The following is a 26,214-nucleotide window of genomic DNA, read 5'->3' as shown; positions in this document are numbered from 1 at the left end:
GGGGAGCGGGGGCGCCTATTTCGTCATCACGACGACGGCGCCCTCCTTCAGGTCCGGGTTGAACAGCATGCGCATCGCGCGTTGCATCATCTTCCAGCGTCGCTTGCTCAGCCAGCGGCCCGAATAGTCCCGCTCCTGATAGAAGGTGCTGTAGAGCAAAGCGGGCATGGGCAGCACGCGAAAGCGGGTGAAGCCCGCTTCCCTGCCGCGCGCGATGATCAGATGCGGGGGCATGTCGCGTTCGTTGACGCCGAATTTCGCCATCGCCTCGATCGATTCGGCCGACTGGCTATGGCCTTCGCCCGGTTCATGGGTGATCAGGATGCCGCCGGGCTTCAGCGCGCGCCAGGCCGACCGGATCGCCGCGCCCTCATCCTCGGCATGATGCAGCGCGTCGAAGAAGATCGCCGCATCATAATGGCCTACCTGCTCCAGCCCCTCGAAATCGCTGCACAGGAAGCGGACGCGATCGGCCAGGCCATTGAGCGTTGCATTTTCCCGCGCCAGGTCGATCATGTCGGGTGCGATATCCTGCCCCGTCACATCATGACCGTGGCGCGCGTAGAACAGGCTGGTCCAGCCACCGCCGCAGCCAAGGTCCAATATGCGGGCCGGTGCTGGCGGCAGAAGCGACATGATGAAGCCGATCGAGGCCAACTGAATGCCGCACTGGGGATCGGAAAAGGGTTTGTTGAGCGAATGTTCGCGGCCATCCTCACCCATATTGGCGAGATAGGCGCGCTCTGCGTCTTTGGGCATGGCCCGGTCTTAGGGGCAGTCGGCCCTTGGCTCAAGCCTTACTGAATGGTGGCGCGATAGCTGAGGCGTCCGCTCTGGCCGGGAAAGGCGTTGTCGGGCAATTGCCAGCGGACATGGGTGACATCCTCCGCCACGGCCCGGCGCACGCCGCCCAGTTGCGTCGGCAGCCATAGCTGGTCGAACCGTGCCCAATGCCGGCCACCGTCGATCGACACCTGCACCGCCGGATCGCGCAGGTCCGGGGTCGTGCCGCGCAGGACGGATCGGGTGGCGGTGAAATCGCGAATCGGTGCCGCGCCCTGATTGCGCCAATGCAGGATCACGATCACGCGGTCGCCGGGCGTGAGGCGGTCGGCGCTTTCCAGCGTGCGGCGCGGGCGTCCGTTGAGGTCAGTGGCGACCTTCTCCACATACATTTGCGTGTCGAGGCGCACCAAGGCCTGTGCGTCTGTCGCTTGCGCTTCTGCTACATGCGCCGCCATCAGGCCAGCCAGCGCGAAAAGCAGCCTCTTCATGCCATTCCCCGTTCTTGCGTCCCCGCGGCCGTCCTAGCCGCTGAGCCCAAATATTTGGTTAAGCCCCTGTTTCCTGTGTCGCTGGCGCAGTTAACGGCTTTGTAAATTGACGGCTTTGCCTGTCCGGCGCACATCGGGGTGAACGAACGGGGAATCAGCCAAGCGTGATCAATAATGACCAGCAGGAGATCAACCGGCGGCGTGACCGGTTGCTGGCGTCGCTTGCGCTGACATCGGGAATAGGCCTGCTACTGGCCTTGCCCTTTGCGCTACGGGCGGGGGCGGAGTTTTTCCTGCCGCTCACGGCCGCGCTGGTGATCGCGATCGCGCTGGTGCCGCTGCTCGAATGGATGGAGCGGCGCGGCATTCCGTCCGGCCTGTCGGCACTGATCGCGGTGGTCGGCTTCCTGCTGGTGGCGAACACGGCGCTGGTGCTGATCGTGGTGCCGGCGACCGACTGGTTCCGCATCCTGCCCCAGCGGCTGCCGCAAATTCAGGCGAACCTGGCGCCGCTGATCGATTTCTACGCCAGTCTCCAGCGCTTCGTGGACGAAACCGTGCAGATGCTGGCGACCGGCCCGGTCGCGGCGGCGCAGACGGCGGCGGTGGACGCGCCCCGGTCGCTGTTGCAGTTCGCCGCGACCTCCGCCCCGTCGGCGATCATCCAGATGGTGTTCGCGCTGCTCATCATCTATTTCTTCCTCGCTGGCTGGACCAAGCTGCGCCGCCGCACGATCAACAGTCGGGGTAGCTTCGACGGCGCCATGGCTGTCGCGCGGGTGATCCAGAATGTGGTCGATGCGACCTCGGCCTATGTCATCACCATCGCCACCATCAATATCTGTCTGGGGCTGGCGGTGGCGCTTGCCCTGTGGCTGATCGGCATGCCGTCTCCGCTGATGTGGGGCGGTATCGTCGCCCTGCTCAACTTCGTGCCCTATTTCGGGCCCATGCTGGCGGCGGTGCTGCTGGGGCTGGGCGGCCTGATGGTGTTCGACGATGTCTATGTCGCATTGCTGCCCGCTGGCTTGCAGGTCGGTTTTCATCTGGTGGAGGCCAATGTCGTCACACCGCTGCTGCTGGGACGGCGGCTGACGATGAACCCGCTGCTGATTCTCGTATCGCTGACCTTCTGGGGATGGGTGTGGGGAACGCCGGGCGCGCTGCTGGCGGTGCCGCTGCTGATCATCATCCAGACCGTGGTGTCGGCTGCCGGAACCCCGGATATTGCCGGTTTCCTGTTTGAACAGGGCACGTTGACGGTCGCGCCGCGCAAAGAAAATGCGGAGAAAGATGAAACCGATGTTGCAGACGGTTGACAGCATCGCAGGACGCTCATAGACGGCGGCTCCACACCAAACGCGGGTGTAGCTCAGTTGGTTAGAGTGCCGGCCTGTCACGCCGGAGGTCGCGGGTTCGAGCCCCGTCACTCGCGCCACTTTCCTTGCAGGAAGGTGGATATGGTGTAGAAGATATGCATCGTCTGGCGGCCTTGGCTGCGAAAGATGCCACCCTGCGCGGGTGTAGCTCAGTTGGTTAGAGTGCCGGCCTGTCACGCCGGAGGTCGCGGGTTCGAGCCCCGTCACTCGCGCCACTTTCCTTGACCGGAAAGTGAATTTTCCCAGATCGTGCATCGTCTGGCGACCGTCATGGTCGGATGAGATGCAGCACCTACGCGGGTGTAGCTCAGTTGGTTAGAGTGCCGGCCTGTCACGCCGGAGGTCGCGGGTTCGAGCCCCGTCACTCGCGCCATCACCCTGATTACCGGGTGATGGAGTCGGCGCATGAAAGCGCCGACATCCTTTTTTCAAATCAGATTTCGCCGCCGGTCACAGGCGGAGGCAGTGGTTCGGTCGCCAGCCAGCGATAGACGCCGCCTGCCGCCAGTGCGCCGACGATGGGCGCGATCCAGAACAGCCATAATTGTTGCAGGGCCAGCCCGCCGACCAGCAGGGCGGGGCCAGTGCTGCGCGCCGGATTGACCGATGTGTTGGTGACCGGGATGCTGATCAGGTGGATCAAGGTCAGCGCCAGGCCGATGGCGATCGGCGCGAATCCGCTCGGCGCCCGGCTGTCCGTCGCGCCCAGAATGACCGACAGAAAGCCGAAGGTCAGCACCAGTTCGATCGCCAGCCCCGATGCCAGCGAATAGCCGCCGGGCGACAGGGCGTCATAGCCGTTCACCGCCAGCCCATTGGCGGCAAGCGCGAAACCCGGCTGTCCGCTGGCGATGAAAAGCAGCAATGCGGCCGCCAGCACGGCGCCGACCAGTTGCGCGACGATATAAGGGGCGATGTCCCGCACCGGGAAGCGGCCGCCGGCCCATAGGCCGAACGTGACCGCCGGATTGAGGTGGCAGCCGGAAATATGGCCGATCGAATAGGCCATGGTCAGCACCGTCAATCCAAAGGCCAGGCTGACGCCCAGCAGGCCGATGCCCACGTCTGGGAACGCAGCGGCCAGAACGGCACTGCCGCAACCGCCGAACACCAGCCAGAATGTGCCCAATGTTTCGGCGAATAGTCTCTTTTCCAATCCAACCATCACTGTCTCCTGTCCCAGTGGGGCCATGCCACCAGAGATGGGATGTGCCGGTGCGGGGTGGCGCCGCCCGACAGGAAATATGGAGAAGGAATGCGCCGCCTATGGCGCATGCGGGACAGTAATGTTGCGATCGGCATGGCGTCGCACTCCGTCCATCAGCAGGTCCGGCCCGACGGATACGGGCAGGCCATTACGCTAAGTCAACGAATGGATAATCATTCGTTGCGGAGTTGTCACGATATTATCCGCGCCGCCAGCGCCCGGTCTCCATCCAGGCCAGCAGGCGCCTGAGTGGCAATATCCAGATCCAGATTATGCCCAGCACCACATAGACCGGCACCTGCGCCCACACCGGCAGCATGCCGATCAGCCCCGAGAGGCTGCCCACCAGCACGGCCCATGCGACGATCAGGCCGACGATGGTCAGCATGCCCACTGGCTTGCGCCAGCTTGGCTGATGATAGTGGCGCGGATCGATGCTCATACTGTCCCGTCCTCGCCTTCACCCTCGATCAGTTCGACCTCGGTCATGATGATGTCCAGCGGCAGATCCCATGGGTCGGCGGGCAGGGCGTCGATCTCCTGCGCGGACCAGGCCAGGCCGACGCGCAGCGCATCGGGGAAGCGGGCGAAGGCGCGGTCATAATAGCCGCCGCCCTGACCCAGGCGGTTCATCGCCCGGTCGAAACCGACCAGCGGCGCGATGATGACGTCGGGCGCCACCGGGCCGTTGCCCGGTTCGGGATGGCTGGTGCCGAACAGGCCGGGGAAGAGTTGATCCTCGGGCTGCCAGGTCAGGAAATCCATGCTGCCCAGCCGGTCGAGCACGCGCGGCAGCGCCACGATCTTGCCCATGGTCTGCAATTGCGCCGCCATGCGCTGGGCGGGCGCTTCATCGTCCATGCCCATATAGAGCGCTACGATGTTCGCATCGGCGATCCGGCGGGCAAGGGGGGAAGGGACCGCCTTGAACGCCAGCCGATGCGCCAGCGGATCGAGCGTGGCGACGAAATTGCGCCGCCGTTGCCGGGCGATCGTGCGCAGGCTGGTCTTGTCGGGCTGGTCGTCGCGCATGGATGGTCCGCTTGGTCTGATAATGGAGTGCTCCTGCCAAGGCAGGAGCCCGGATGCAGGGCAGGGCGTTCGTCCCCAGGCTCCTGTTTTCGCAGGAACATGTCCTTACCGCAATCGGGGCGCTGCTATTGGAAAAAGCGGGTGACGGGACCGCCTCGGTCGTTTGCTGGAATATCCTCTGACGCCTCAACGTCAGGTGGGGACCATGTAGAACGGGCCTGAACCCGCCCAGGGACAGCCCCCTTGGATTTTGATTATCGCCTCAGGGATGTTCGCTAAAGCTCGTGTCGTGCAGTGCCCGTCATCCCTAATCTAGGCGTCCGAGGCGCTGACGGCAAGTCGCTCGCGCAGCTTTTCTATGCGGGCGGCCAGCGCCTCGAACGCGCGGGCGCTCGGCTCATCGTCGGCATCCAGCGCCAGTTGCGTCTGCCGGCCCGCCGCTTCGCGCCGCAGATCGTTGAGTTCGTCGGCTAGAAACAGCGCGGCGAACAACAGGGTGCGCACTTCCGTCATGCCGGGCGTGGACTGCTGCGCCTGACGCGCCTTCTGTTCGATCATGGTCGCCAGATGGGCGATATGCGTTTCCTCCCCGTCGCGACAGCGTATGGGGTAGGGGCGTCCGGCGATCTGTAGCATTATTTCAGCCATGGGTCCGTCCGTTCAGCGAATCGATCAGTTCATCGAGAGATCGGAGTGCGGCACGTGCTGCCGTAGCGTCAAGGGCGGGGGAGGGGGAAGTCGCGGGCGTCTCCAGGAGACGGGCGACATCCTGCTCAAGCCGGGTCACTGCACGCTCCAGCGTGCCGATCGCCTGCATCATGCGGTCGCTTGCCATCGGCCAGTCATAGCGGAAGTCGGGGCCTTGCAAAAGCGGTCTTTAGGGCAGTTTACAGCTTCGATACTGGTCCCGATGGCGCGCCGTTGCGGCGACATGCGGTTGACGCATGGGGCTTGACGCGACAAAGGGAGCGCGATGTCGAATCGACCGCGCGCGCGGTCTTCCCGCTATGCCCGATCAGGAAAGATTCCCGCCCAAGATGACCGTTTCGGAAAAGTCGCTCGCCAACGCCATTCGGGCGCTCTCCATGGACGCCGTGCAGGCCGCCAATAGCGGCCATCCGGGCATGCCGATGGGCATGGCGGATGTCGCGACTGTCCTCTTCGGCGATTATCTGAAATTCGATCCGACTCAGCCCAAATGGGCCGACCGCGACCGGTTCGTCCTGTCGGCCGGCCATGGGTCGATGCTGATCTATTCGCTGCTGCACCTGACCGGCTATGCCAAGCCGACGATCGAGGATATCGCCAACTTCCGCCAGTTGCACAGCCCCTGCGCCGGTCACCCGGAGAATTTCGAGCTGGCAGGCGTGGAAGCCACTACCGGTCCCTTGGGTTCGGGCCTTGCCACCGCCGTCGGCATGGCGATTGCCGAGCGTCATCTGAACGCACAGTTCGGCGACGATCTGGTCGATCACCGCACCTGGGTGATCGCGGGCGACGGCTGTCTGATGGAAGGCATCAACCATGAGGCGATCGGTCTGGCCGGCCATCTGGGCCTCGGTCGCCTGAACGTGTTGTGGGACGATAACAAGATCACCATCGACGGCGCCGTCGACCTGTCGAGCAGCGAAGATGTGCTGGCCCGCTATGCCGCGACTGGCTGGCATGTCGTGTCGTGCGACGGCCATGACGTCGCCGACGTCCGCCGCGCGCTGGCCGAAGCCGTTGCCGATCCGCGCCCCTCGATCGTCGCCTGCGCGACCAAGATCGGCTATGGCGCGCCGAACAAGGCCGGCACGTCGGGCGTCCACGGCTCCGCGCTGGGCGAGGCTGAAGTCGCCGCCGCCCGCGAATTCCTCGGCTGGAAGGCCGAACCCTTCGTCATCCCGACTGACATTGCCGACGCCTGGAAAGCGATCGGCGCCAAGGGCCGCGATGCTCGCGCTGTATGGGAAGATCGCCTGGCAAGCAGCGACAAGGGCGCGGAATTTACCCGCCGCATGGCCGGCGAGCTACCCGCCGACTTCTCGCTTGACGCCTATATCGACAGCCTGATCGCCAATCCGCAGAAGGTCGCGACCCGCAAGGCGAGCGAACTGGCTCTTGGTGCCATCAATGATCTCTTGCCCGAAACGCTGGGCGGCTCGGCCGACCTTACCGGTTCCAACAACACCAAGACCAAGTCGACCGGTCCGCTGACAAAGGACGATTATTCGGGCCGTTACGTCTATTACGGCATCCGCGAATTCGGCATGGCCTGCGCCATGAACGGCATGGCGCTGCATGGCGGCGTGATCCCCTATGGCGGCACTTTCCTCGTTTTCTCGGACTATATGCGTGGCGGCATCCGCCTTGCCGCGCTTCAGCAGCAGCGCGTCATTCATGTTCTGACCCACGACTCGATCGGTCTGGGCGAAGACGGCCCGACCCACCAGCCGATCGAACATGTCATGTCGATGCGCATGATCCCGAATCTGGACGTCTATCGCCCGGCCGACATCGTCGAGACAGCGGAATGCTGGGAACTGGCGCTCAAGGATGCGACCGGCCCGTCGGTTCTGGCGCTGACCCGCCAGAACCTGCCGCAGCTGCGCACGGAAAAGAGCGAGAACCTGTCGGCCAAGGGCGCCTATCGCCTGGTCGCCGCCACCGCCGCGCGCAAGGTGGTGATCCTCGCCACCGGTTCGGAAGTCGAAATCGCCGTCAACACCGCCAAGGCGCTGGAAGAACAGGGCATCGGCGTCGATGTCGTGTCGGTGCCCAGCTTCGCCCATTTCGATGCGCAGGACGCGGCGTACAAGGCCGATATCCTGCCCGCCGATGTGCTGCGCGTGTCGATCGAGGCCGGTACGACCTTCGGCTGGGAACGCTATACCGGCCTCGATGGCCTGCGCTTTGGCATCGACGGCTTCGGCGCGTCGGCCCCGGCGGAAGATCTTTACGACCATTTCGGCCTGACCGCCGCCAAGATCGCGCCGCAAATCGCGGCCGCTCTTTGAACCCGATTACTGAACCGAACAACAACACCCCAGGAGGCTAGTGCAGTGGCAACGAAGGTAGCAATTAACGGTTTCGGACGTATCGGCCGCCTGGTGGCGCGCGCCATCCTGTCGCGCACCGACCATGACCTTGAACTGGTCAGCATCAACGATCTGGGCGCCGTCAAGTCCAACGCCCTGCTGTTCAAGCGCGATAGCGTCCATGGCAACTGGGCTGGCGACGTCAGCGTGGACGGCGATTTCCTCGTCGTCGATGGCAAGAAGATCAAGGTTACGGCGGAGCGCGACCCCGCCAACCTGCCGCACGCAGAGCTGGGCGTGGAAATCGCTCTGGAATGCACCGGCATCTTCACCACGAAGGACAAGGCCAGCGCGCATCTGACCGCCGGCGCCAAGCGCGTCATCATTTCCGCGCCCGGCACCAATGTCGATCGCACCGTCGTGTTCGGCGTCAACCATGACGCGCTGACCGCCGACGACATCGTCATTTCGAACGCCAGCTGCACCACCAACTGCCTGGCCCCGCTCGCCAAGGTGCTGAACGATGCGATCGGCATCGAAAGCGGCTTCATGACGACGATCCACAGCTACACCAACGACCAGAATACGCTGGATCAGCTGCACAGCGACATGCGCCGCGCCCGTGCCGCCGCCCTCTCGCAGATCCCGACCTCCACCGGCGCTGCCCGCGCGGTGGGTGAGGTTCTGCCCGAATTGAAGGGCAAGCTGGACGGATCGTCGATCCGCGTGCCGACCCCGAACGTCTCGGTCGTGGACCTCAAGTTCATTCCCAAGCGCCCGACCACGAAAGATGAGGTCAACAGCCTGCTGAAGGCCGCGTCGGAAGCCGGTCCGCTCAAGGGCGTGCTGGGCTATTCGGACGAACCGCTCGTCTCGATCGATTATAATGGCGATCCGCGCAGCTCGACCGTCGACAGCCTGGAAACCGCCGTAGTCGATGGCAAGCTGGTCCGCGTGCTCAGCTGGTACGACAATGAATGGGGCTTCTCGAACCGCATGATCGACACCACCGGCGTCGTCGCGAAGTTCCTGTAAAATGTGTGAGGGGCAGGATATCCTGCCCCTCTTTTTTCGTCATCCCAGCAAAAGCTGGAATCTCGCTTTCTTCCTCTACGGTGGGAAAGAAGGGAGATCCCAGCCTTCGCTGGGATGACGTTTGTTAGGATCAGGGGAAGATACATGACCAAGCCCTTCAAGACGCTCGACGATATGGGTGATATCACCGGCAAGATCGTGCTGGTGCGTGAAGATCTGAACGTTCCCATGCAGGATGGTTCGGTCAGCGACGACACCCGCCTGCGCGCGGCGATGCCGACCGTGCTGGAACTGGCCGATCGCGGCGCCAAGGTGCTGATCCTCGCCCATTTCGGCCGCCCCAAGGGGCAGAAGAACCCGGAATATTCGCTGTCGAAGATCACCCGTCCGCTGACGCAGGTGCTGGGCCGCGAAGTGCAGTTCATCCCCGACTGTCAGGGCGAAGCAGCCGTAGACGGCATCGCGGTCATGCGCCCCGGCGACATCGCCATTTTGGAAAATACCCGCTTCCATCCCGGCGAGGAAACGAACGATCCGGTGCTGGTGGAAGCCATGGCCGCGATCGGCGACATGTACGTCAACGACGCCTTCTCCGCCGCGCACCGCGCCCATGCCTCGACCGAAGGTCTGGCGCACAAGCTGCCTGCCTTTGCCGGTCGTTCGATGGAAAAGGAACTGGACGCATTGCAGGCTGCTCTGGGCGAGCCTGTGAAGCCGGTCGCGGCGGTTGTGGGCGGCGCCAAGGTGTCGACCAAGCTGGACGTGCTCAACAATCTCGTGGCCAAGGTCGATCATCTGATCATCGGCGGCGGCATGGCCAACACCTTCCTCTATGCCCGCGGCGTCGATATCGGCAAGTCGCTGTGCGAGAAGGATCTGGCCGAAACCGCCGAAGCCATCTTCGACAAGGCGGAAGCCGCCGGTTGCATCATCCATCTGCCCTATGACGTCGTCGTTGCGAAGGAATTCGCCGCGAACCCGCCGTCGTTGCGCACCTGCAACGTGCATGAAGTGGCCGAGGACGAGATGATCCTGGACGTCGGCCCCGCCGCTGTTGAGGCACTGGGCGATGCGCTGAAGAACTGCCGCACTTTGGTCTGGAACGGCCCGCTTGGCGCGTTCGAGATCGCGCCGTTCGACACCGCGACGGTGGCGCTGGCCAAGACGGCGGCGGCACTGACCAAGGAAGGCCAGTTGACCTCCGTGGCCGGTGGCGGCGACACGGTTGCGGCGCTCAACCATGCCGGTGTCGGCAGCGATTTCAGCTTCATCTCGACCGCCGGCGGCGCCTTCCTCGAATGGATGGAAGGCAAGGAACTGCCGGGCGTGAAGGCGCTGACTGTCTAAGTTGCAATCAACCGGGGCGTTCAGCGCGTGACGCTGGCGCCCCGGTCGAACAACAGGAAGCCCAGCGTAGCCATGCCGCCGATCGCCGCGCCGGCCATGGCGCTGGCCGACCAGCCGCCCGCTTCGAATGTGGCGGACCCGATCACCGATCCCAGCGCACCGATGACGAACATCACCGTCACATAAGCGGCGTTGATCCGCCCGCGCGCATGCGGATCGAGCGAGAAGATCAGCTTCTGCCCGGTGATCTGGCTCATCTGCACCGCCGCGTCGATCAGCACCGCCATGATGGTGAAGCCGACCAGGCTGCCCGCCGCCACGGTCCAGTCCGCCAGCAGGAAGCCGATCGTCAGGCCCGCAAGGCCGATCAGCGAAGCCGGTCGCGTCAGCTTGCGATCGGCCAGCCAGCCCGCCACCGGCGCGATCAGCGCGCCGCCAGCCCCCGCCAGCGCGAAGGCGCCGACGCCTGTGTGGCTGAGATGAAAATCGTGGATCAGCGCCAGCGGCGCGGCGGTCCAGAACAGGTTGAAGGCGGCGAACATCATCGCCTGATAGAAAGCGCGCATCCGCACCACCCGATGCTGCACCAGTTGCGCGAAGGTCGATGCCAGCACCTCGCCATAGTGCATGCCGCCCTTGGGCGTGCGCCGGGGGCAGGCGGCCAGCAGCGCCACGGCCACGATCCCCATGGCAACGGCCGACAGGATGAAGGTCGCGCGCCAGCCGACCGATCCGGCCAGAAAACTGGCGATCGGCCGCGCGAGCATGATCCCGAACAACAGGCCGCTCATCACCGTGCCGACGACGCGGCCCTGTTTCTCGGGCGTCGCGAGATGGGAGGCGAGGGGGACGATCACCTGCGCGCCGATCGCGCCGATGCCGGTAACGATCGATGCGATCAGGAAGCTGGTCGGCCCGCTGGACAAAGCGATGCCGATGCAACCCGCGATTGTGAGCAAGATCGATCCCAGGATGATCCGGCGATTTTCGAACAGATCGGCGATCGGTACGATCAGGAACAGGCCCAATCCATAGCCCAGTTGCGTCAGGGTGGTGATCAGCCCGGCCACGCTGGCTGACATGCCGATTTCCGGGCCGATCACGTCGATCAGCGTCTGCGCATAATAGAGATTGGCGACGATCACGCCGCACGCCACCGCCATCAGCAGGATCTTGGCGGCGGACAGGTCTACGCCGGGGGCGGGCGCGGGGGAGGCAATGCTACTGGACATGGCCCGCCTAATGGGTCCTGAAGCGCAACCTTTCAACCCCGGCTGTCGGCTTGCCCGTTTATGAAGGGGCCTTTTCCTTGAGCAGCGGCACCAGCAGACTATTGAGCGCATCCAGATCGAACGCACCCGACTGGGCGTAGCGCAGCACCCCGGCACGATCGATGACGAAATTGGTCGGCACGCCGGTCAGCGGCCCATAAGGCCCCTTGATCCGCCGGGCCGACGGCATCTTCATGGCGTCGAACAGCTTCTTCAACTGGGGGATCGGCACCGATCCTTCGGTGGTGATGGCAAAAACCTTCAGCCCATATTTTTGCTGTGCATCATAATAGGCGTCCAGCGTCGGCAATTCCTTGCGGCACGGGACGCACCATGTCGCCCAGAAATTGAGCACCACCACCTGGCCTTTCAGGTCCGCCAGCGCGACCTTGCTCCCGTCGATCAGGGTGAGTTCGAAGGCGGGCGCTGTGGTGCCCACGACGGGCTTTTCCGCCGCCTGCGCAGGCGAAAGGCTGGTCAGCGACAGCGCCGCCGTCATGGCCAGAAACCGTCCGATCTTCATGCTGCCATCATCCCCCATATAAACCCCACCCTCTCGATAGCATCACCGATCGGACATGCCAGCGATAACAGGCCGTTCCCGCCCAAAATCGCGCCCCCAAATTGCGCCGATGTTTCTTGCGGTGCGGCATGGGACTGGCTAACAGCCGGAAGACCGGCGATCATAATCAGGATGTCGCTCCCGGCCGACAGATGATGGAGCATCTGTCGAAACTCCCATTTTTTCGCGCGCCAGTGCAAGGGCGCGCGCACAAGAGAAGGTATGTGCAGATGCTGGATCAGGACATGAAGCAGAAGATCGCGGACGGTAACGGCTTCATCGCCGCGCTCGACCAGAGCGGTGGCTCTACGCCCAAGGCGCTCAAGGGCTATGGCATCGAAGAAGGCGCCTGGAGCAGCGAAGAGGAAATGTTCGGCCTGATCCATGCGATGCGCAGCCGCGTCATCACCGCGCCGCCCTTCACCGGTGACAAGGTGCTGGGCGCGATCCTGTTCGAACGCACCATGGACGGCACCGTCGACGGCAAGCCGACCCCGGCGGCGCTGATCGAACGTGGCGTCGTGCCCTTCATCAAGATCGACAAGGGTCTGGAAGACGAAGCCAATGGCGTTCAGTTGATGAAGCCCAATCCGGGCCTCGACGCGCTGCTGGCCCGTGCCAAGGGGCTGGGCGTGTTCGGCACCAAGGAGCGTTCGGTGGTGAACCTCGCCAATGCCGAAGGCATCGCCGCCGTCGTCGCGCAGCAGTTTGAAGTCGGCCGCCAGGTGCTGGCCGGCGGCCTGATGCCGATCATCGAGCCGGAAGTGAATATCAAGTCGCCCGAACGCGCCGAAGCGGACGCAATCCTGCTGGCGGAAATCCTGAAGAACCTCGACGCTCTGCCGGAAGGCGAGCAGGTGATGCTCAAATTGTCGCTGCCCGCCAAGCCCGGCCTGTTCGACCCGCTGGTCGATCATCCCAAGGTGCTGCGCGTCGTGGCGCTGTCGGGCGGGTTCAGTCGCACCGAAGCCTGCGCCGAACTGGCCAAGAATCGCGGCATCATCGCCAGCTTCAGCCGCGCGCTGCTGAACGATCTGCGCCACCAGATGACCGAAGATGAATTCAACGCCTCGCTGGGTGAAGCGATCGATGAAATCCACGGCGCATCGGTCGCCAAGCAGCCGGTCGCAGCCTGACATGACGGACGGCGCCGGACCGGCTGAGGCTGGGTCCGGCGTCGCCTTTTCCTATCATCGGACGGTTGCTCCGATGCTCTGGGTGTTGGTCGGCCTGATGATCATTGAGATCGGGGTCGTCCATTTGCTGCTGGCGCTCTGGAGCCGCCGCGCGGCGCTGATTCTGTCGCTGGTCAGCCTTGCCATCCTTGGCTGGTTCCTGCGCTTCATCCGCTCCTTCAAACGCTGCCCTATATGGATCGGCCCGACCCAGCTTATCTGGCGCGTCGGCCATCTGCGCAGCGTCACTGTGCCCCTTTCGCAGCTGGCGGGTCTGCGCAGCGATTGGACGCTGGCCGATCTGGAGGCGGCGGGGGTCTTCAACGGCGCGCTGATCGCCCATCCCAATATCGTCGTCGCGCTGGACCCGCCGGTCAGGATGGGCCGCCGCACGGTCCGTTATCTGGCGCACCGGCTGGATGACCCGGCGGCGTTTAGGCGGGTGATTGAAAACCTTTGATTTAATTCGTCATTGCGAGCGCAGCGAAGCAATCCACTGACACCCACATGGATTGCTTCGCTGCGCTCGCAATGACGATTGACGTCCAGACGTCAATCTAACGCCTCTCCTTCAACATCGGCAACACCTTGTCCAGCGGCAGCGCCTGCGCCGTGCCGCGATGGCCCTCCACCGTCTGCGCCTTGAACAGGGCGTTGAGGACGGCTTCCTCAGTCGCCTCGATGGTCGCCTGAAACAGCGGCGACATGCGGTCATTGGGCAGGTCGTCTACCGCCGCGACGGCATCGCGCTTTGCCGCCGTGCGCCGCACCGCCGGGCTGGTGGAAAAGGCGATGGCATAGTCGCCCGATCCGTTGGAGAAGCTGGAGCCGGTCCGCGCGATCCCGCCAAAGGCGCGCTCGGCCACGCGGCGCAGATTGCGGTCGGACAGCGGCGCATCGGTGGCGATCACGATCACGACCGATCCATCCGCTTTCTTCTCCTCCACCTGCTTGCGATAATCATATTGGCCCAGCTTCACGCCCACCGGCACGCCCGCGATCGTCAGCACGCCGCCATAATTGGCCTGCACCAGCACGCCCACGGTCCAGCCGCCCAACGACACCGGCAGCTTGCGCGACGACGTGCCGATCCCGGCCTTGAACCCAAAGGCCACGGTGCCCGTGCCCGCGCCGACGACGCCTTCCTCGACCGGGCCAGCCTTCGCAACTTCGATCGCGCGGCGGGCGTCGGCGATGGTGACATGGCGCCCGCGAATATCGTTCAGCATCCCGTCATTGGTTTCGCCGACGACAGCGTTGACCGACCGCACCTCCTCATTGCCCGGCTGCGCCAGCGTCCATTCGACCGAGGCGGCGCCGGCCTCCGCGACGTTCAGCGTATTGGTCAGCAGGATCGGCGTCTCGATCTCGCCCAGTTCGGCCACCTGGGTCGATCCCATGAACTTGCCAAAGGCATTATAGGCGACGAAGCCGGCCGGCACCTTGTCCTGAAACAGGTTGCCGCCATGGGGCAGGATGGCGGTGACGCCGGTATTGACGTCATGACTGCGCGGCAACGTCACCTGACCCACCTTCACCCCGGCGACATCGGTAATGGCATTGAGCGGGCCGGGCGTCAGGATGCCCACGCTGACACCGGCTTCACGCGCGCGGGGCCGATTGGCCTCCTTCGCCAACACGGGCGCGCCGGACAACAGCAACAGGATGGCGATGGCGTGGCGCATGATGCTTTCCCCAATTTTATGAACGGCTTCCCCTATCAGGCGCGCAGGCCCGCCGCCATGCTCTTGGCGTGCGCGTCTGAACGGCTATAAGGCGCGCATGACCGACTTTACCGATGAAGAGCTGGCGCTCGATCCGCATTTTGCCGACCAGTTCGAACAGGGCTTTCGCCCGGCGTGCCAGCTCTACCTGATCTCCCCGCCGACGATCGACGAGACGTTCGTCGATCAGCTCGCCGCCGCGTTCGATGGCGGCAAGGTCGCGGCCTTCCAGTTGCGGCTGAAGGGGCTGGACGAGGAGGCTATCGCGCAGGCCGCCGCCCCGCTGCAAAAGCTCTGTGCCGAACGGGATGTCGCCTTCATCATCAATGACAGCGCCGCGCTGGCGCACCGTCTGGGCGCCGACGGCGTGCATCTGGGGCAGGGCGATGGCGATCCGAAGGCCGCGCGCAAGCTGCTGGGGCCGAAGGTCCAGATCGGCATCACCTGCCATGACAGCCGCCATATGGCGATGGAAGCGGGCGAGGCCGGGGCCGATTATGTCGCGTTCGGCGCCTTCTATCCCACCACCACCAAGGAAGTCAGCCATCTGGCCGAACCGTCGATTCTGGGCTGGTGGACCACCTTGTTCGAATTGCCTTGTGTCGCCATCGGCGGCATCACGCCGGATAATGCCGGCCCGCTGGTGGAAGCTGGCGCGGATTTTCTGGCGGTCAGCGGCGCGGTATGGAACCACCCCGAAGGCCCGAAGGCCGGCGTCGCGGCTTTTGAAGCGATACTCGCAAGCAAGGCGCCGCCTCCGCGCTGATGGAAGCGGGTGGCCGGGGTGCGTTGGCCCCCGGCTTCCGGTTGGTGAAATGTCCGCATCGTTGATGGCGCATGGCCCTAAAAGGCGATGCTCCCCGTCAGCGACAGGCTCTTATAATCCGCCATGCCCGGCAGGGCATGTTCGGCGCGGACATAGGTCAGGCCGATGCTCACGGCGCGGGCGCTTTCCGACACAGGCAGGAATTTGAGCATCAGGCTAGCGCGATGGGTATTGTCATAGGCCAGGCTGTCCTTCCCGCCATGGGTGAAGCTGTAATCCGCGCGCAGCGCCATGCTGCGTCCCACCGGCGCCTGATAGGCGATGCCGGCGGACAGCCAGCCATTGCGCTGACGGCTATAGTCGGCCGCATCCTGTCCGGTAAGACCGGTGCGCACGGCCCGGCTATAGCCGACCAGACCGGCCAGTTGCACTTCGCCGCCCAAAATCCCGGTAATGCGCCCGTTGGTCGACAGCGATGATGTCGTCATTTCGCCGTCGCCGCCCAGCAGACGATCCGCATCCATGGCGGTGTAGCTGATGGCCGGCGTGATCCACCAATTGGGTGAAAGCGGGATTTGCAGGCCCAGCCGCACACCCGCCGACCAGGCGCTGGCCCTGCCATGTCCGGCGAGCCACTGGCCCGGCACATCGTTGGCGCGGACATAATGTAGCGGTACGGAAATGGCCAGTCGCGCGCCGCCCAGGCCGCTGAGGGGCACGACGTGGCGATAGCTGAGCGACGCCCGTGCGCCATCCTCCGCTCCGGCCTCGAAACTGCCGATCGAGGCGGTGACGCCCTTGCGCCCATGGCCGTCGAAATCGAAATCCAGATCCAGCGCTTCGGTCATGGCCCGCGCATTGGTGCTGTCCGGGCTGCCGCAGGTCAGTTGTAGCGGGCTGTTGGGCAGCAAAGTGTAGGGAAAGGCGAAGCTGTCCAGATCGGCCAACGGAATATAGGCGATCATCTGGCCGATGCGCTGGACCGGCAGGCGAACCGATCCGTCGGACAAAGTCATAGGGACATAGGTGCCGGGCAACAATCCGAAATCATCCAGCCGGGATGATGGCTCCATGCGAATGCTGCCGGGGGCGTCGCAAGGCTCATTGGCATGGGCGGTGGCGATACCGCCCAGCAGCGCGAAGATGATGGTGGCTGTGCGTTTCAAATCCCGATCCCCTGATATGGAATAGTGAAAGCGACCCGGCGCAGTCATAGCAGAATTGCCGATCAGGAAAATATATTTTGTCTGAATATATTCAGACATCGTACGGAAATGAAAAGATATATTGGAGATCATATGGCGATTTGAATGACCTTTACTCTGTATTTCGATGTGGGGCGGATGTGCAGCCTTCTGTGCCCACGGGCGTTGTGCCCTTTATGAAATTGGAGAGTAGCGCCTTGAAAAATCATCTGTTGCTTGCCGCCCTGCTGTGCGGCGCTTGCAATGTCAGCATGACGAATGCCAATGACAGCCAGCAGGCGCCCGATGCCAGGCCGCCTGTCGACAATGTAGCAGCGCAGGCAGTGGCGAAAAATGCAGCTTATGATTTCGCGATCGTGCCGGAGCAGAATGCAAAACAGCCCAACCGCATCCTGATGGCGCAGGTGGCGCTGGACCGTGCGGGCTTCTCCCCCGGCGTGCTCGATGGGAAGGATGGCATGAGCTACAAAGCCGCCCTGAGCGGCTTTCAGGAAGCCCGCAACCTGCCGGTGACGGGCGAATTCGACCAGAAAACCACCGCCGCCCTGCTGGAGGGGGAGGCGCGGCCCACAACCTGGCTGGTGAAAATTCCCGCCGATTTCGCGCGCGGTCCCTTCTTCACCATTCCCAGGGGGCTGAACGAACAGTCCAGCCTGCCCGCGCTTACCTATCGCAACCTGCTGGAAAAGCTGGCCGAGCGTTTCCACACCACGCCAGAAGCGCTGATCGCCCTCAATTCCCCGAATACCAAGGTCGGTGCCGGCGCGACGATCCGCGTACCAGCCATCGACGGTCAACCCATCGCAAAGATCGAAGGGGACGAGCGCGGCTGGGGCGAAACGCTCGCCAGCCTTGGCGTGGCGAAGGATCAGCCGCAGGCTGACCATCTGGTGGTCGACAAGTCGGAAGGCCTGCTCCGGGTCTATGATGGCGACAACCGTCTGATCGCGCAATTCCCCGTCACCACCGGGTCACAGCATGATCCGCTGCCTCTGGGCGAATGGACGATCAAGGGCGTCAGTCGCAATCCCGAATTTCACTATAATCCCAACCTCTTCTGGGACGCTGCTGCCAAGGATCAGAAGGCGGTGCTGAAACCCGGCCCCAACGGCCCTGTCGGCGTGGTGTGGATCGACCTGTCGAAGGATCATTATGGCATTCACGGCACGCCCGAACCGCAACTGATCGGCCGTACCGAAAGCCATGGCTGCATCCGCCTGACCAACTGGGATGCGGCCCGACTGGCGCAAATGGTGAAGAGCGGGGTGAAGGCGAAGTTTCAGGCATGACCGCTCGGCGGAGGAGGGCGTTATGGGGCGGCGGCATTACGGCGCTGCTGCTTTGTGTCGCCTTCGCTCAATATTGCGTGCGCATCGTCCCGGCGGACCAGGTCTTGCCTGCGCCCAAACCCTTAACTTCCCGGCCGCCAGATCAGGGGCCGTTGCTTATTCCGGTCGAGGGCATTCCCGCCTCCGCCCTGACGGATAGTTTCACGCAGGCGCGGGCGGGAGGCGCGCGGCCACATGATGCGATCGACATCATGGCGGCGCGGGGCAGGGCGGTGCTGGCCGCTGCCGACGGTCGCATCGAAAAACTCTTCTGGAGCGAGGCGGGCGGCCGTACCCTCTATGAACGATCGGCGGATGGCCATCTCATCTATTATTATGCCCATCTGGACGGTTATGCGCCGGGCCTGCGCGAAGGGCAGAGGCTCCGGCGCGGCCAGCACATCGCGACGGTCGGGAGCACAGGCAATGCCGATCCGGCCGCGCCGCACCTTCACTTCGCGGTGAATGTCATGCAGCCGGGCGAACCATGGCATGGCGGGCGACCGGTCAATCCCTATCCGCTGCTGGTCCGGCGCTGACCTGTCCTATGGCGGCATCCACAGGCTATACTTCCCGCAGGACGGTGAAAAATTTCCAACATAGGAAATTTGCGTTCAAGATCTGCGGGAAAAGTGCGAAGTTAAGCACCCCCTTGCCCTGCGGCCCGTCCGGCTGTAAAGGCGCGCCCAGCCTCAAGAGAGGCCGGCTCTTTTCCACATTCAGACATATAGGCAGGCTCTTCCCATGAAGATCAGCGGCGTGGACATCCGTCCCGGCAACAATATCGAATATGAGGGCGGCCTGTGGCGCGCTGTCAAGATTCAGCACACCCAGCCCGGCAAGGGTGGCGCCTATATGCAGGTGGAACTCAAGAACCTGATCGACGGCCGCAAGAATAACGTCCGTTTCCGCTCCGCCGAAAGCGTCGAGCGCATCCGACTCGACACCAAGGATTTCCAGTATCTTTATGCCGAAGGCGACATGCTCGTCTTCATGGATCAGGAAACCTACGAACAGATCAACCTGCCGTCCGAATTGCTGGGCGATGCAGCGGCCTTCCTTCAGGACGGCATGATGGTCGTTCTGGAAATGTATGAAGAGCGCCCGATTTCGGTCCAGCTTCCCGAAACCATCGAAGCGACGGTCGTGGAGGCCGACGCCGTGGTGAAGGGGCAGACCGCTTCGGCCAGCTACAAGCCGGCGATCCTCGACAATGGCGTGCGCGTCATGGTGCCGCCGCACATCGTCAGCGGCACGCGCATCGTCGTCGATGTCTATGCCCGCGAATATGTGAAGCGGGCCGACTGATGCGGTCCGGGCGCAGCACGGCACTGGCCGCCATCTTCGCGATCGGCGCCCTGCCGGTTGTGCTCCCGGCTGCGCTCCCCGCACCGGCATGGGCGCAGGCGCCATCGCGCGCCGCGCCCACCAAGGCGCAACTCGACAGTGCAGCCTACACGCTGCGCATCGTGATGACGGCGCTCCAGTCGAACGAGGTTGAACAGCCGGTCAAGAACGCGCTGTTCGATTGCCTCTATTCCAATTCGATTGGGGAGATCAGTGCGCAGGCGGACAAGGTGATCGCCGCCAACGCTGGCAAGGTCGATCGCAAGGATGCGTCGCAGATGCTGGCGGTGGTCGCCGGAACCTGCGGCTATCGCCCGCCCGCGACCAAGCCTGCCGCCAAGTCCGCCCCCAAGAGATAATCAACAGGCCGCCCCTGTCCGGGCGGCGGAGACAAGACCATGGTATCGCATTCCGGCCTCCTCACCGTCATGGAACGCGCCGCGCGCAAGGCCGGCTCCAAGCTGCGCCGCGACTTCGGCGAAGTCGAACATCTTCAGGTCAGCCGCAAGGGTCCGGCGGACTTCGTGTCCAAGGCGGACCAGCAGGCTGAAAAGACCCTGGTGGAAGAGCTTCAGAAGGCGCGTCCCGACTGGGGCTTCCTGCTGGAAGAAGGCGGCGTGATCGAAGGCGATCCCACCAAGCCGCGCTGGATCATCGATCCGCTGGATGGCACCACCAACTTCCTGCACGGCATCCCGCACTTCGCCATCTCGATCGCGGTCGAGGAGCCTCTCTTTGACGGCAACAAGCGCGAAGTGACCACCGGCCTCATCTATCAGCCGGTGACGGACGAAAGCTATTGGGCGGAAAAGAGCCGGGGCGCCTGGCGCCATGACCAGCGCCTGCGCGTGTCGGCCCGCCGCGACCTGGCCGATTGCGTGATCGCCACCGGCATCCCGTTCATGGGCCATGGCAATATGGCGGAATGGACCCGCATCTTCGGCGCGGTGGCTCCCTCGGTCGCGGGCATCCGTCGTTTCGGCGCTGCCTCGCTCGACCTCGCCCATGTCGCATCGGGCCGCTATGACGGCTATTGGGAAAGCGGCCTTCAGCCCTGGGATGTGGCTGCCGGCCTGCTGCTCGTGCGAGAGGCTGGCGGCTTCGCCAGCGATTTCCGTGGCGGCGATCAGCCGATCGAGCGCAAGGAAGTGATCGCCGGCAACGACGCGATTCACAGCAAGCTGCACAAGCTGGTGGCCGGCGCGCTGCGCTGATCCCAATATCTGGCGAGTCGTTTCAAAGGGTCGCTGCCGGGGCTGTCGAAGGACGTAGCCCTCCGGCAGCGGCCCTTTTTCGTGTCCGACGATGACGAAGGGTTTCTGCGGCGTTGCATGGTCGTGAAACGTGCATCTGTTGTGCGTGGAGCGTGCCGCCGAAGGATCAAAAGTGGCGGGCCGAGAGCAGCCCTTTCCCAGAGTGCGCTGAAGCATCTGAAAACGGTCAAATGCTGGTTTTCAGGGGCTTTCCAGCGCAAGTGACCGGATGGCCGGGAGGTTGATGGCAAGGGGTTCGCGGCCATCCTCAAAGCCCCGTTAAGTGGCGGATTTCTTGCGAATCATTCTCACACCCTTGGCCCCTTGCTTCGCATGTGCAGCGGGCCTAAAGCGCCCCCAACAATGACAATTTGTCCCAGGGGATAACATTGGTCGATCTCGCCCAATATCTGCCGATCCTGATCTTTCTCGGGATTGCCTTGCTGCTCTCCACGGCATTCGTGTTTCTGCCGATGCTGGTTGGCCGCCTCACCGGTGCGCACAAGCCCGACCCTGCCAAGCTCTCCGAATATGAATGCGGTTTTCCCGCGTTCGAAGAGCCGCGTAGCCAGTTTGACGTGCGCTTCTATCTGGTCGCCATTCTCTTCATCATCTTCGATCTTGAAGCGGCGTTCCTGTTTCCCTGGGCTGTAAGCCTCGACCAGATCGGCTGGGCCGGCTGGGCGACGATGATGATCTTCATAGCGGAGCTGGTGCTCGGCCTCGTCTATGCGTGGAAGAAGGGAGCACTCGATTGGGAGTAGAACTGACCAGTCCCATCCCCGGCACCATGCCGCCGATGGGGACGCAGCCCGACCAGGCCTTTTTTGACTCGCTGAACAGCGAAGTGAATGACAAGGGCTTCCTGATCACCTCGACCGAGGAGCTGTTCCAGTGGGCCCGCACCGGTTCGCTGTGGTGGATGACCTTCGGTCTGGCGTGCTGCGCCGTGGAGATGATCCACGTCAACATGCCCCGTTACGACATGGAGCGCTTCGGCGCCGCACCGCGCGCGTCCCCGCGTCAGTCGGACGTCATGATTGTTGCCGGCACGCTGTGCAACAAGATGGCCCCGGCGCTCCGCAAGGTCTATGACCAGATGTCCAACCCGAAATATGTGATTTCGATGGGCAGCTGCGCCAATGGCGGTGGTTACTACCATTATAGCTATTCGGTCGTTCGTGGCTGTGACCGCATCGTGCCGGTCGACATCTATGTGCCGGGTTGCCCGCCGACCGCCGAAGCCTTGCTCTACGGCATCATGCAGTTGCAGCGGAAGATCCGCCGGATCGGGACGATTGAGCGTTAATATGGGCCATTCTGCACCCAAGATCGTGAACCCTGAAGGCATTGCCGAGGAAATCGGCGCGCTGCTGGGTTCGATGCTGATCGAAACCATCGATCATGCCGACGAGCTGACCTTCATCGTCGCGCGCGACGATCTGGCCAATGCCATGATCGCGCTGCGCGACATGGCGCATTATCAGCAGCTGATGGAAGTGGCCGGCGTCGACTATCCGGAGCGTCCGGAACGGTTCGAAGTCGCCTATCATCTGCTCAGCGTCACGCGGAACCATCGTATCCGCGTGAAGGTGTCGACCGACGAGGATACGCCGGTTCCCACCGTCACGCACCTCTGGCCGGTCGCCGGCTGGCTGGAGCGCGAAGTGTTCGACATGTATGGCGTCGTGTTCGACGGCAATACCGACCTGCGTCGCATCCTGACCGACTATGGCTTCAAGGGCCATCCGCAGCGCAAGGACTTCCCGCTGACCGGCTATGTCGAACTGCGCTATTCCGAAGAGGATAAGCGCGTCGTCTATGAGCCGGTGAAGCTGGCACAGGACTTCCGCAGCTTCGACTTCATGTCGCCGTGGGAAGGCGCGCAATATGTGCTGCCGGGCGATGAAAAGGCTGCTGCGCCTGCCGCCCCCGCTGCACCTGCCGCCGCTTCCACCCCCAAGGTGACGGAGAAGAAGGGCGTGAGCGGGGCAGGGGAGCCAACCGACAGCGCGGCGAACAAAAAGTCTGAGGACAAGGCCTGATGTCCGACTATCTCGAAAAGATGGATCATGTCACCGACGCGGCCGACCCGGCCTATGGCGACACGGAAATCCAGAATTACACGATCAACTTCGGTCCGCAGCATCCCGCGGCCCACGGCGTGCTGCGTCTGGTCATGGAACTGGACGGCGAAATCGTCGAGCGTTGCGATCCGCATGTCGGCCTGCTGCATCGCGGCACCGAAAAGCTGATCGAGTACAAGACCTATATGCAGGCGCTGCCCTATTTCGACCGGCTGGACTATTGTTCGCCGCTCGGCATGGAGCATAGCTATGTTTTGGCGGTCGAAAAGCTGCTGAACCTGGAAGTGCCGCTGCGCGCGCAATATCTGCGCGTGTTCTTCGCGGAACTGACCCGCATCTGCAATCACATGCTGAACCTTGGATCGCATGTGATGGACGTCGGCGCGATGACGCCGAACCTATGGCTGTTCGAAATCCGCGAGGATTGCCTCAACTTCTTCGAGCGTGCGTCGGGCGCCCGCATGCATTCGGCCTATTTCCGGCCGGGCGGCGTGCATCAGGACGTGCCGCTCAAGCTGCTGACCGATATCGCCGAATGGCTCGACACCCGCCTGCCGCGCCTGTTCGAAGACGCGATGAGCCTGGTGGTCGACAACCGCATCTTCAAGCAGCGTAACGTCGACATCGCCATCGTCGGCAAGGAAGATGCGCTGAAATGGGGCTTCTCCGGCCCGATGCTGCGCGGTTCGGGCATCGCCTGGGACGTGCGCAAGGCGCAGCCTTACGATGTCTATGATCGCATGGACTTCGACGTTCCGGTCGGCACGGCCTATGACTGCTATGACCGGTTCATGGTCCGCGTCGAGGAAGTGCGTCAGTCTGCGCGCATCATGAAGCAGTGCCTGAATGAGATGCCCGAAGGGCCGATCGCCAGCTTCGATCGCAAGGTTTCGCCGCCCAAGCGCGGGGAAATGAAGCGTTCGATGGAAGCGCTGATCCACCATTTCAAGCTCTATACCGAGGGCTTCCACGTCCCCGCAGGCGAAGTCTATGTGGCGACCGAAAGCCCCAAGGGCGAATTCGGCGTCTATCTGGTCAGCGACGGCAGCAACAAGCCCTATCGCTGCAAGATCCGCCCGACCGCTTTCTCGCATTTGCAGGCGATGGACTTCCTGATGAAGGGCCACATGCTGGCCGATACCACCGCTGTCCTGGGCGCCATGGACATCGTGTTTGGAGAATGTGACCGCTAATGGCTGACGCAGTTCATATCCCGGACGAGGCTGAAACCCGTGCGCGCTGGGGCGCGTTCGAGTGGACCGCCGAAAATGCCGAACAGGCCAAGAAGGTGATCGCGCGCTATCCCGCCGGTCGCCAGCAGTCGGCGGTGATGCCGCTGCTCGACCTGGCCCAGCGTCAGGTCGGTGCGGAAACGCAGACCAATGGCTGGCTGCCCGTGCCGGTGATGGAATATATCGGGCGTCAGCTCGATATGCCCTACATGCGCGTCTATGAAGTCGCGACCTTCTACACCATGTATAACCTTGCGCCGGTCGGCCGTTATCATGTGCAGGTGTGCGGCACGACGCCGTGCATGCTGCGCGGTTCGGACGATGTCTTTTCGGCTTGCAAGAACAAGGGTCTGGTCAAGGGCGGTACGACCCCCGACGGCCTGTTCACGCTGACCGAAGTGGAATGCCTTGGCGCTTGCGCCAATGCGCCGATGGTCCAGATCAACGACGATAATTTCGAAGATCTGACCTATGACAGCATGAGCGCGATCCTGGAAACGCTGGCCGCTGGCGGTCAGCCCAAGATCGGTCCGCAGATCGACCGTCAGACCAGCGCGCCGGAAGGTGGCCCGACCACCCTCAAGGAAATGGTCACCGAAAATCACGACTATCGGGGGGATTGGGCATGACCGACGCACCCGCACCGGCGGCACCGCCGCCCTTCGTTGGTCCGCTGACCGACAAGGACCGTATCTTCACCAACGTCCACGGCTTCCAGGATTGGGGCGTCGACGCTGCCATGAAGCGCGGCGATTGGGATAATACCAAGAAGCTGATGGAAATCGGCCAGGATGGTATCATCGACATCATGAAGGCGTCGAACCTGCGCGGCCGTGGCGGCGCAGGCTTCCCGACCGGCCTGAAATGGTCGTTCATGCCCAAGGAAAGCAAGGACGGTCGTCCCAGCTTCCTGGTCATCAACGCCGACGAATCCGAGCCGGGATCTTGCAAGGACCGCGAAATCATTCGCCACGATCCGCACAAGCTGATCGAAGGCGCGCTGATCGCCGGTTTCGCGATGCGGGCGCGTGCCGCCTACATCTACATCCGTGGCGAGTTCATCTATGAAGCGAAGGTTCTCTTCGCCGCCGTCGAGCAGGCCTATGAAAAGGGCTTCATCGGCAAGAATGCCTGCGGGTCGGGCTATGATTTCGACGTCTTCGTCCATCGCGGCGCTGGCGCTTACATCTGCGGCGAGGAAACCGCGCAGATCGAAAGCATCGAAGGCAAGAAGGGCCAGCCCCGCCTGAAGCCGCCTTTCCCGGCGGGCGCGGGCCTCTATGGCTGCCCGACCACCGTGAACAATGTGGAATCGATCGCGGTCAGCCCGACGATCCTGCGGCGCGGCGCGGCTTGGTTCAACGGCTTTGGTCGTGAGAACAACCGTGGCACCAAGCTGTTCCAGATCAGCGGCCATGTGAACAAGCCCTGCGTCGTCGAAGAATCGATGTCGATCCCGTTCCGCGAACTGATCGACCGCCATTGCGGCGGCATTCGTGGCGGCTGGGACAATCTGCTGGCGGTCATCCCCGGCGGGTCGTCGGTGCCCTTGGTTCCTGCGAAGGAGATCATGGACGCACCGATGGACTTTGACGGCCTGCGTGCGCTGGGCTCCGGCCTTGGCACCGCCGCCGTCATCGTCATGGACAAGTCGACCGACATCGTCCGCGCCATTTCGCGTCTCTCCTACTTCTACAAGCATGAGAGCTGCGGCCAGTGCACGCCGTGCCGCGAAGGCACCGGCTGGATGTGGCGCGTCATGGAGCGTCTGCGCACCGGCGACGCGGACCAGAGCGAAATCGACATGCTGTTCCAGGTGACCAAGCAGGTCGAAGGCCACACCATCTGCGCGCTTGGCGACGCGGCGGCATGGCCGATCCAAGGGCTGATCCGGCACTTCCGTCCGGAAATCGAGCGCCGGATCAACGAGAACAAGGGTAGTGCCCCCGTCATGGAGGCAGCGGAGTAAC

General features: G+C 63.3%; 30 protein-coding genes and 3 tRNA genes. 21 read left to right on the top strand and 12 right to left on the bottom strand.

Going from position 1 to position 26,214, the window contains the following annotated elements:
• Positions 1-15: 15 nt before the first annotated feature.
• Both BMX92_RS03720 and BMX92_RS03715 read right to left on the bottom strand, forming a co-directional pair.
• A complete protein-coding gene (locus BMX92_RS03720) occupies positions 16-759 on the bottom strand; it encodes a class I SAM-dependent methyltransferase (RefSeq protein WP_093012065.1) in 744 nt (247 codons plus the stop codon).
• Between the two features lie 38 nt (positions 760-797).
• A complete protein-coding gene (locus tag BMX92_RS03715; RefSeq protein WP_093012062.1) occupies positions 798-1,274 on the bottom strand; it encodes a hypothetical protein in 477 nt (158 codons plus the stop codon).
• 164 nt (positions 1,275-1,438) lie between these two features.
• Here BMX92_RS03715 and BMX92_RS03710 point away from each other — a divergent pair, with 164 nt between their 5' ends.
• The 4 genes from BMX92_RS03710 to BMX92_RS03695 all read left to right on the top strand — a co-directional run bounded on the left by BMX92_RS03710 (position 1,439) and on the right by BMX92_RS03695 (position 3,026).
• On the top strand, positions 1,439-2,593 hold the full coding sequence (locus tag BMX92_RS03710; RefSeq protein ID WP_093012059.1) for an AI-2E family transporter: 1,155 nt from the start codon (positions 1,439-1,441) through the stop codon (positions 2,591-2,593).
• A 42-nt stretch (positions 2,594-2,635) separates the two neighbouring features.
• Positions 2,636-2,712 (top strand) — tRNA-Asp (locus tag BMX92_RS03705).
• 79 nt (positions 2,713-2,791) lie between these two features.
• Positions 2,792-2,868 (top strand) — tRNA-Asp (locus tag BMX92_RS03700).
• A gap of 81 nt (positions 2,869-2,949) precedes the next feature.
• Positions 2,950-3,026 (top strand) — tRNA-Asp (locus tag BMX92_RS03695).
• Between the two features lie 60 nt (positions 3,027-3,086).
• Here BMX92_RS03695 and aqpZ read toward each other — a convergent pair.
• From aqpZ to BMX92_RS03670, 5 genes are all read right to left on the bottom strand, one after another.
• A complete protein-coding gene (gene aqpZ, locus BMX92_RS03690; RefSeq protein ID WP_093012057.1) occupies positions 3,087-3,818 on the bottom strand; it encodes an aquaporin Z in 732 nt (243 codons plus the stop codon).
• A 241-nt stretch (positions 3,819-4,059) separates the two neighbouring features.
• Complete coding sequence (locus BMX92_RS03685; protein ID WP_093012054.1) at positions 4,060-4,302, bottom strand: DUF2842 domain-containing protein; 243 nt, start codon at positions 4,300-4,302, stop codon at positions 4,060-4,062.
• Complete coding sequence (locus BMX92_RS03680) at positions 4,299-4,892, bottom strand: 5-formyltetrahydrofolate cyclo-ligase (protein WP_093012051.1); 594 nt, start codon at positions 4,890-4,892, stop codon at positions 4,299-4,301. The genes BMX92_RS03685 and BMX92_RS03680 overlap by 4 nt, the downstream gene beginning before the upstream one ends.
• 312 nt (positions 4,893-5,204) lie before the next feature.
• A complete protein-coding gene (locus tag BMX92_RS03675; RefSeq protein WP_093012048.1) occupies positions 5,205-5,540 on the bottom strand; it encodes a cell division protein ZapA in 336 nt (111 codons plus the stop codon).
• The gene (locus tag BMX92_RS03670; protein WP_256213258.1) at positions 5,533-5,760 is read right to left on the bottom strand and encodes a hypothetical protein; all 228 of its coding nucleotides are present in this window, start codon (positions 5,758-5,760) and stop codon (positions 5,533-5,535) included. The genes BMX92_RS03675 and BMX92_RS03670 overlap by 8 nt, the downstream gene beginning before the upstream one ends.
• 169 nt (positions 5,761-5,929) lie before the next feature.
• On the opposite strand from BMX92_RS03670, the gene tkt reads away from it, so the two are divergent.
• From tkt to pgk, 3 genes are all read left to right on the top strand, one after another.
• Positions 5,930-7,891: a transketolase gene (gene tkt, locus BMX92_RS03665; protein ID WP_093012596.1), complete on the top strand. Its 1,962-nt coding sequence runs from the start codon at positions 5,930-5,932 to the stop codon at positions 7,889-7,891.
• A 45-nt stretch (positions 7,892-7,936) separates the two neighbouring features.
• Positions 7,937-8,947 (top strand): type I glyceraldehyde-3-phosphate dehydrogenase, encoded by a 1,011-nt coding sequence (gene gap / locus BMX92_RS03660; protein ID WP_093012046.1) that lies wholly within the window; start codon positions 7,937-7,939, stop codon positions 8,945-8,947.
• Positions 8,948-9,091: 144 nt separating this feature from the next.
• Complete coding sequence (gene pgk / locus BMX92_RS03655; protein WP_093012043.1) at positions 9,092-10,294, top strand: phosphoglycerate kinase; 1,203 nt, start codon at positions 9,092-9,094, stop codon at positions 10,292-10,294.
• Between the two features lie 20 nt (positions 10,295-10,314).
• Here pgk and BMX92_RS03650 read toward each other — a convergent pair whose 3' ends face one another.
• From BMX92_RS03650 to BMX92_RS26830, 3 genes are read right to left on the bottom strand one after another with little or no spacing between them, the layout of a single operon-like run.
• Complete coding sequence (locus BMX92_RS03650) at positions 10,315-11,526, bottom strand: MFS transporter (protein ID WP_093012040.1); 1,212 nt, start codon at positions 11,524-11,526, stop codon at positions 10,315-10,317.
• A gap of 58 nt (positions 11,527-11,584) precedes the next feature.
• Positions 11,585-12,088, bottom strand: a complete 504-nt coding sequence (locus tag BMX92_RS03645; protein ID WP_093012593.1) for a TlpA family protein disulfide reductase — start codon at positions 12,086-12,088, stop codon at positions 11,585-11,587.
• Positions 12,085-12,291, bottom strand: coding sequence for a hypothetical protein (locus tag BMX92_RS26830; RefSeq protein WP_143066719.1), 207 nt, complete (start codon positions 12,289-12,291; stop codon positions 12,085-12,087). The genes BMX92_RS03645 and BMX92_RS26830 overlap by 4 nt, the downstream gene beginning before the upstream one ends.
• Positions 12,292-12,357: 66 nt before the next feature.
• Here BMX92_RS26830 and BMX92_RS03640 point away from each other — a divergent pair, with 66 nt between their 5' ends.
• The gene (locus BMX92_RS03640; RefSeq protein WP_093012590.1) at positions 12,358-13,263 is read left to right on the top strand and encodes a fructose bisphosphate aldolase; all 906 of its coding nucleotides are present in this window, start codon (positions 12,358-12,360) and stop codon (positions 13,261-13,263) included.
• A 1-nt stretch (position 13,264) separates the two neighbouring features.
• Positions 13,265-13,762, top strand: coding sequence for a hypothetical protein (locus tag BMX92_RS03635; protein ID WP_093012037.1), 498 nt, complete (start codon positions 13,265-13,267; stop codon positions 13,760-13,762).
• Between the two features lie 97 nt (positions 13,763-13,859).
• Here BMX92_RS03635 and BMX92_RS03630 read toward each other — a convergent pair whose 3' ends face one another.
• Positions 13,860-14,987 (bottom strand): DmpA family aminopeptidase, encoded by a 1,128-nt coding sequence (locus tag BMX92_RS03630; RefSeq protein ID WP_093012034.1) that lies wholly within the window; start codon positions 14,985-14,987, stop codon positions 13,860-13,862.
• Between the two features lie 97 nt (positions 14,988-15,084).
• On the opposite strand from BMX92_RS03630, the gene thiE reads away from it, so the two are divergent.
• Entirely contained in the window at positions 15,085-15,792 is a 708-nt protein-coding gene (gene thiE, locus BMX92_RS03625; protein ID WP_093012032.1) for a thiamine phosphate synthase, read from the top strand.
• A 77-nt stretch (positions 15,793-15,869) separates the two neighbouring features.
• Here thiE and BMX92_RS03620 read toward each other — a convergent pair whose 3' ends face one another.
• A complete protein-coding gene (locus BMX92_RS03620; protein WP_143066718.1) occupies positions 15,870-16,958 on the bottom strand; it encodes a hypothetical protein in 1,089 nt (362 codons plus the stop codon).
• 215 nt (positions 16,959-17,173) lie between these two features.
• Here BMX92_RS03620 and BMX92_RS03615 point away from each other — a divergent pair, with 215 nt between their 5' ends.
• From BMX92_RS03615 to nuoF, 11 genes are all read left to right on the top strand, one after another.
• Positions 17,174-18,286 carry a L,D-transpeptidase family protein gene (locus tag BMX92_RS03615; RefSeq protein ID WP_093012026.1) on the top strand — a complete coding sequence of 371 codons (1,113 nt, stop codon included), beginning with the start codon at positions 17,174-17,176 and terminating at the stop codon, positions 18,284-18,286.
• On the top strand, positions 18,283-18,864 hold the full coding sequence (locus BMX92_RS03610; protein ID WP_093012023.1) for a M23 family metallopeptidase: 582 nt from the start codon (positions 18,283-18,285) through the stop codon (positions 18,862-18,864). Before BMX92_RS03615 ends, BMX92_RS03610 begins: the two co-directional genes overlap by 4 nt.
• Before the next feature lie 205 nt (positions 18,865-19,069).
• The gene (gene efp, locus BMX92_RS03605; protein ID WP_093012020.1) at positions 19,070-19,633 is read left to right on the top strand and encodes an elongation factor P; all 564 of its coding nucleotides are present in this window, start codon (positions 19,070-19,072) and stop codon (positions 19,631-19,633) included.
• Positions 19,633-20,031 carry a hypothetical protein gene (locus BMX92_RS03600; RefSeq protein WP_093012017.1) on the top strand — a complete coding sequence of 133 codons (399 nt, stop codon included), beginning with the start codon at positions 19,633-19,635 and terminating at the stop codon, positions 20,029-20,031. The genes efp and BMX92_RS03600 overlap by 1 nt, the downstream gene beginning before the upstream one ends.
• Before the next feature lie 39 nt (positions 20,032-20,070).
• Complete coding sequence (locus BMX92_RS03595) at positions 20,071-20,886, top strand: inositol monophosphatase family protein (RefSeq protein ID WP_093012014.1); 816 nt, start codon at positions 20,071-20,073, stop codon at positions 20,884-20,886.
• A 428-nt stretch (positions 20,887-21,314) separates the two neighbouring features.
• Positions 21,315-21,689 carry an NADH-quinone oxidoreductase subunit A gene (locus tag BMX92_RS03590; RefSeq protein ID WP_093012011.1) on the top strand — a complete coding sequence of 125 codons (375 nt, stop codon included), beginning with the start codon at positions 21,315-21,317 and terminating at the stop codon, positions 21,687-21,689.
• Positions 21,680-22,234 carry a NuoB/complex I 20 kDa subunit family protein gene (locus tag BMX92_RS03585; RefSeq protein WP_007714778.1) on the top strand — a complete coding sequence of 185 codons (555 nt, stop codon included), beginning with the start codon at positions 21,680-21,682 and terminating at the stop codon, positions 22,232-22,234. The genes BMX92_RS03590 and BMX92_RS03585 overlap by 10 nt, the downstream gene beginning before the upstream one ends.
• Position 22,235: 1 nt before the next feature.
• On the top strand, positions 22,236-22,970 hold the full coding sequence (locus BMX92_RS03580; RefSeq protein WP_093012008.1) for an NADH-quinone oxidoreductase subunit C: 735 nt from the start codon (positions 22,236-22,238) through the stop codon (positions 22,968-22,970).
• Positions 22,970-24,205, top strand: a complete 1,236-nt coding sequence (locus BMX92_RS03575) for an NADH-quinone oxidoreductase subunit D (RefSeq protein ID WP_093012005.1) — start codon at positions 22,970-22,972, stop codon at positions 24,203-24,205. The genes BMX92_RS03580 and BMX92_RS03575 overlap by 1 nt, the downstream gene beginning before the upstream one ends.
• A complete protein-coding gene (locus BMX92_RS03570; RefSeq protein ID WP_093012002.1) occupies positions 24,205-24,873 on the top strand; it encodes a complex I 24 kDa subunit family protein in 669 nt (222 codons plus the stop codon). The genes BMX92_RS03575 and BMX92_RS03570 overlap by 1 nt, the downstream gene beginning before the upstream one ends.
• Positions 24,870-26,213 carry an NADH-quinone oxidoreductase subunit NuoF gene (gene nuoF, locus BMX92_RS03565; protein WP_093011999.1) on the top strand — a complete coding sequence of 448 codons (1,344 nt, stop codon included), beginning with the start codon at positions 24,870-24,872 and terminating at the stop codon, positions 26,211-26,213. The genes BMX92_RS03570 and nuoF overlap by 4 nt, the downstream gene beginning before the upstream one ends.
• The last annotated feature ends 1 nt before the right edge of the window (position 26,214 follow it).

It is taken from the genome of Sphingobium sp. YR768, assembly GCF_900111125.1.
In the GTDB taxonomy this organism is placed as follows: Bacteria; Pseudomonadota; Alphaproteobacteria; order Sphingomonadales; family Sphingomonadaceae; genus Sphingobium.
This window is presented reverse-complemented; position numbering and strand designations above follow the sequence as displayed.

Bases quoted from the DNA above. Each gene is read 5' to 3' on its own strand.
- BMX92_RS03720 (WP_093012065.1), bottom strand. From the start codon at position 759: ATGCCCAAAGACGCAGAGCGCGCCTATCTCGCCAATATGGGTGAGGAT.
- BMX92_RS03715 (WP_093012062.1), bottom strand. From the start codon at position 1,274: ATGAAGAGGCTGCTTTTCGCGCTGGCTGGCCTGATGGCGGCGCATGTA.
- aqpZ (WP_093012057.1), bottom strand. From the start codon at position 3,818: ATGGTTGGATTGGAAAAGAGACTATTCGCCGAAACATTGGGCACATTC.
- BMX92_RS03685 (WP_093012054.1), bottom strand. From the start codon at position 4,302: ATGAGCATCGATCCGCGCCACTATCATCAGCCAAGCTGGCGCAAGCCA.
- BMX92_RS03680 (WP_093012051.1), bottom strand. From the start codon at position 4,892: ATGCGCGACGACCAGCCCGACAAGACCAGCCTGCGCACGATCGCCCGG.
- BMX92_RS03675 (WP_093012048.1), bottom strand. From the start codon at position 5,540: ATGGCTGAAATAATGCTACAGATCGCCGGACGCCCCTACCCCATACGC.
- tkt (WP_093012596.1), top strand. From the start codon at position 5,930: ATGACCGTTTCGGAAAAGTCGCTCGCCAACGCCATTCGGGCGCTCTCC.
- pgk (WP_093012043.1), top strand. From the start codon at position 9,092: ATGACCAAGCCCTTCAAGACGCTCGACGATATGGGTGATATCACCGGC.
- BMX92_RS03650 (WP_093012040.1), bottom strand. From the start codon at position 11,526: ATGTCCAGTAGCATTGCCTCCCCCGCGCCCGCCCCCGGCGTAGACCTG.
- BMX92_RS03645 (WP_093012593.1), bottom strand. From the start codon at position 12,088: ATGAAGATCGGACGGTTTCTGGCCATGACGGCGGCGCTGTCGCTGACC.
- BMX92_RS26830 (WP_143066719.1), bottom strand. From the start codon at position 12,291: ATGCTCCATCATCTGTCGGCCGGGAGCGACATCCTGATTATGATCGCC.
- BMX92_RS03640 (WP_093012590.1), top strand. From the start codon at position 12,358: ATGCTGGATCAGGACATGAAGCAGAAGATCGCGGACGGTAACGGCTTC.
- BMX92_RS03635 (WP_093012037.1), top strand. From the start codon at position 13,265: ATGACGGACGGCGCCGGACCGGCTGAGGCTGGGTCCGGCGTCGCCTTT.
- BMX92_RS03630 (WP_093012034.1), bottom strand. From the start codon at position 14,987: ATGCGCCACGCCATCGCCATCCTGTTGCTGTTGTCCGGCGCGCCCGTG.
- thiE (WP_093012032.1), top strand. From the start codon at position 15,085: ATGACCGACTTTACCGATGAAGAGCTGGCGCTCGATCCGCATTTTGCC.
- BMX92_RS03615 (WP_093012026.1), top strand. From the start codon at position 17,174: ATGAAATTGGAGAGTAGCGCCTTGAAAAATCATCTGTTGCTTGCCGCC.
- BMX92_RS03610 (WP_093012023.1), top strand. From the start codon at position 18,283: ATGACCGCTCGGCGGAGGAGGGCGTTATGGGGCGGCGGCATTACGGCG.
- efp (WP_093012020.1), top strand. From the start codon at position 19,070: ATGAAGATCAGCGGCGTGGACATCCGTCCCGGCAACAATATCGAATAT.
- BMX92_RS03600 (WP_093012017.1), top strand. From the start codon at position 19,633: ATGCGGTCCGGGCGCAGCACGGCACTGGCCGCCATCTTCGCGATCGGC.
- BMX92_RS03595 (WP_093012014.1), top strand. From the start codon at position 20,071: ATGGTATCGCATTCCGGCCTCCTCACCGTCATGGAACGCGCCGCGCGC.
- BMX92_RS03580 (WP_093012008.1), top strand. From the start codon at position 22,236: ATGGGCCATTCTGCACCCAAGATCGTGAACCCTGAAGGCATTGCCGAG.
- BMX92_RS03575 (WP_093012005.1), top strand. From the start codon at position 22,970: ATGTCCGACTATCTCGAAAAGATGGATCATGTCACCGACGCGGCCGAC.
- BMX92_RS03570 (WP_093012002.1), top strand. From the start codon at position 24,205: ATGGCTGACGCAGTTCATATCCCGGACGAGGCTGAAACCCGTGCGCGC.
- nuoF (WP_093011999.1), top strand. From the start codon at position 24,870: ATGACCGACGCACCCGCACCGGCGGCACCGCCGCCCTTCGTTGGTCCG.